General features: G+C 71.1%; 2 protein-coding genes. Both read right to left on the bottom strand.

Annotation, left to right across the window (positions count from 1 at the left end; translation table 11 throughout):
• Window positions 1-94: 94 nt before the first annotated feature.
• Window positions 95-739 (bottom strand): hypothetical protein, encoded by a 645-nt coding sequence (locus AB0I41_RS34965; RefSeq protein ID WP_357115690.1) that lies wholly within the window; start codon window positions 737-739, stop codon window positions 95-97.
• Window positions 740-860: 121 nt separating this feature from the next.
• Window positions 861-3,365 (bottom strand): DUF3516 domain-containing protein, encoded by a 2,505-nt coding sequence (locus AB0I41_RS34970; RefSeq protein ID WP_357115693.1) that lies wholly within the window; start codon window positions 3,363-3,365, stop codon window positions 861-863.
• Between the last annotated feature and the right edge of the window lie 126 nt (window positions 3,366-3,491).

Raw genomic sequence — 3,491 nt, forward strand, 5'->3', positions numbered from 1 at the left:
AGTGGCTATTCCAAGCGGAATGGCCACTCTTTCTCTGAAAGTGCGTCTTGGGCGGGGTGGGGGGTGGGGTGGGTGGGTGGGGTGGGTGGGTGGGTTAGGCGGCGGTGGACCAGATGGCGCGGAAGGCGGCGGCCTCGCCCGCCAGCCACTGCTCGACCTGGTCGGGCTTGATCGTGTCGGGCATGCGGTGGGTCTCGCCGCGCCGCACGTCGACCAGGACCGGCTCGGCGTGCGGGAGGACGGCGTCCATGTGCCGGGCCATCAGGTGCAGGGCGGCGAGGGTCGCCTCCTCGCTCGGCGGGGCCTCGTCGAAGTGCAGGCGGACCGCCTCGGCGCGACCGTCGGCGTACCGGACGCCGAAGTGGGGGTTGATCTTGACGGGCAGGTCGCCCAGCATGGCGAGCGCGTCGCGGGTCTGGGCCAGGTCGACCCCGGCCGGCTCGCCGAGCGACTGGAGCCAGGCCGTCGCCCCCGGGACCAGCGCCTGGTAGAGCGGGCGCCAGCGGGGCTTGACCAGATCGGCCACCCCCGCCAGGTGGGTGCCACCGGTGTGGAAGGCGACGTCGGCCTTGAGGGCCTTGACGAACTGACCGTGCGGGTTGAAGCCGTGCCGGCTGGCCCGCTGCTTGCGCAGGCCGCCGACGAAGGTGGCCTTGGTCGGCCCGGTGCGGTCGACGTACCGGGTGAAGCCGAGGAGCGTGGCGTAGGGGGTGAGCGGGGTGGAGGCGGGCGCGGTCACGGGCGTCCTCCCAGGTCAGGAGCGCGATTAGTACACACATTCTAATCGACGGGCCTGACATCGCCCAGGGGATGAAAGGGGCCGCCCGGACATTCCGGGCGGCCCCTCGGAGACAAAATCTTCAGAGCTGCCCGACGTCGGTGATCCGGACGACCGCCGCCCCCGCCTCGTCGGACGCGGCGAGGTCCACCTCGGCGCTGATCCCCCAGTCGTGGTCGCCCTCGGGGTCGTCGAGGATCTGCCGCACCGTCCAGCGGTCCCGGCCCTGCTCGATCATCAGCAGCGCCGGCCCACGTGCGTCGGGGCCCACCCCGATCGAGTCGTACGCCTCGAAGTACGGCTCCAGCGCCTCCGCCCAGGCGTCGGCGTCCCAGCCCGACGCGGAGTCCAGTTCGCCGAGGTCGTACCAGCGGCGTAGCGCGGCCAGCTCCACCCGGCGGAACAGGGCGTTGCGGACCAGCACCCGAAAGGCCCGGGCGTTGCGGGTCACCGCCGGCGGTTTGTCCTCCAGGGTCGCCGCGACCTCCGCGACGTCCGACGGGTTGCGCAACCGCTCCCACTCGTCGATCAGGCTGGAGTCGACCTGGCGCACCAGCTCGCCCAGCCACTCGATGAGGTCGACCAGCTCCTCGGTCTTGGCGTCCTCGGGCACGGTCTGCCGAAGCGTCTTGAACGCGTCGGCCAGGTACCGCAGCACCAGTCCCTCCGAGCGGGACAGCCCGTAGAACTGCACGTACTCGGTGAAGGTCATCGCCCGCTCGTACATGTCCCGGACCACGGACTTGGGGGAGAGCTGGTGGTCGGCGACCCAGGGGTGGCCCTGCCGGTACATCTCGTACGCGGCCTCCAGCAGCTCCGCGAGGGGCTTGGGCCAGGTCACCTCGTCGAGCAGTTCGAGGCGGGCCTCGTACTCGATGCCCTCGGCCTTCATCGCGGCGACCGCCTCGCCGCGGGCCTTGAACTGCTGCGCGGAGAGCACCTGCCGCGGGTCGTCGAGGATCGACTCGATGACCGAGAGCACGTCGAGGGCGTACGAGGGGGACTGGACGTCGAGCAGCTCGATCGCGGCGAGCGCCAGCGGCGACAGCGGCTGGTTGAGCGCGAAGTCGAGCTGCAGGTCGACGGTGAGGCGGACCCGGCGGCCGGCCTCGTCGGGCTCGTCGAGCTGTTCGACCACCCCGCCGGCGCGCAGTGCCCGGTAGATGGCGATGGCGCGGCGGATGTGCCGGCGCTGCGCGGCCCGGTCCTCGTGGTTGTCGGTGAGCAGGTGCCGCATCGAGGCGAACGCGTCGCCGGGGCGGCCGATGACGTTGAGCAGCATCGAGTGGCTGACCTGGAAGCTGGAGGTCAGCGGCTCCGGTTCGGCCTCGACCAGGCGCTCGAAGGTCGGCTGGCCCCAGCCGATCGAACCCTCCGGCGGCTTCTTCTTGACCACCTTGCGCCGCTTCTTCGGGTCGTCGCCGGCCTTGGCGAGGGCCTTGGAGTTCTCGATGACGTGCTCGGGCGCCTGCACCACCACCCGGCCGAGGGTGTCGAAGCCGGCCCGCCCGGCCCGCCCGGCGATCTGGTGGAACTCGCGCGCCTTGAGCAGCCGGGTGCGCACCCCGTCGTACTTGGACAGGCCGGTGAAGAGCACGGTGCGGATGGGCACGTTGATGCCGACGCCCAGGGTGTCGGTGCCGCAGATGACCTTGAGCAGGCCGGCCTGGGCCAGGGTCTCCACGAGGCGGCGGTACTTGGGCAGTAGGCCGGCGTGGTGCACGCCGATGCCGTGCCGGACCAGCCGGGACAGCGTCTTGCCGAAGCCGGAGGTGAACCGGAAGTTGCCGATCGCACTCGCGATCATGTCCTTCTCGGCCCGGGTGCAGACGTTGACGCTCATCAGCGCCTGGGCGCGTTCCAGCGCGGCCGCCTGGGTGAAGTGCACGACGTAGACCGGGGCCTGCTTGGTCTGGAGCAGCTCCTCGAGGGTCTCGTGCAGCGGGGTCATCGCGTACGAGAAGAGCAGCGGGACCGGCCGCTCGGCCGAGCGGACGACGGCGGTGGACCGCCCGGTGCGCCGGGTGAGGTCGTCGACGAACCGGGTGGTGTCGCCGAGCGTGGCGGACATCAGGACGAACTGTGCCTGCGGCAGCTCGATCAGCGGCACCTGCCACGCCCAGCCCCGGTCGGGCTCGGCGTAGAAGTGGAACTCGTCCATGATCACCTGGCCGACGTCCGCCCGGGTCCCCTCCCGCAGCGCGAGGTTGGCCAGGATCTCGGCGGTGCAGCAGATGATCGGGGCGTCGGCGTTGACGCTGGCGTCGCCGGTGAGCATGCCGACGTTCTCGGCGCCGAAGACCTCGCAGAGCGCGAAGAACTTCTCCGACACCAGCGCCTTGATCGGCGCGGTGTAGAAGGTGGTCCGGTTGTCGGCCAGGGCCGCGAAGTGCGCCGCGACGGCGACCAGGCTCTTGCCGGAGCCGGTCGGCGTGTTCATGATCACGTTCGCGCCGGAGACGATCTCGATGACCGCCTCCTCCTGGTGGGGGTAGAGGTCGAGGCCGCGCTCCTTCGCCCAGCCGGCGAATGCGTCGTAGAGGGTGTCGGGGTCGGCGCTTCTCGGGAGCGCGGCGGTGAGCGTCATCCGCTCCATCGTGCCTGGGGCGGGGCCCCGCCCGCCAACCGGGTGCGCCGCTCACCCCGCCCCGCCCTCGCGCAGATCGGAAGAGCGTCGGGGAGGGAAAGAGAGTTCAAGGTCGGGTGTAGATCT

The organism is Micromonospora sp. NPDC050200 (genome assembly GCF_040656135.1).
GTDB lineage: Bacteria > Actinomycetota > Actinomycetes > Mycobacteriales > Micromonosporaceae > Micromonospora.

Coding starts and splice junctions, on each gene's coding strand:
- AB0I41_RS34970 (WP_357115693.1), bottom strand. CDS start 3,365: ATGACGCTCACCGCCGCGCTCCCGAGAAGCGCCGACCCCGACACCCTC.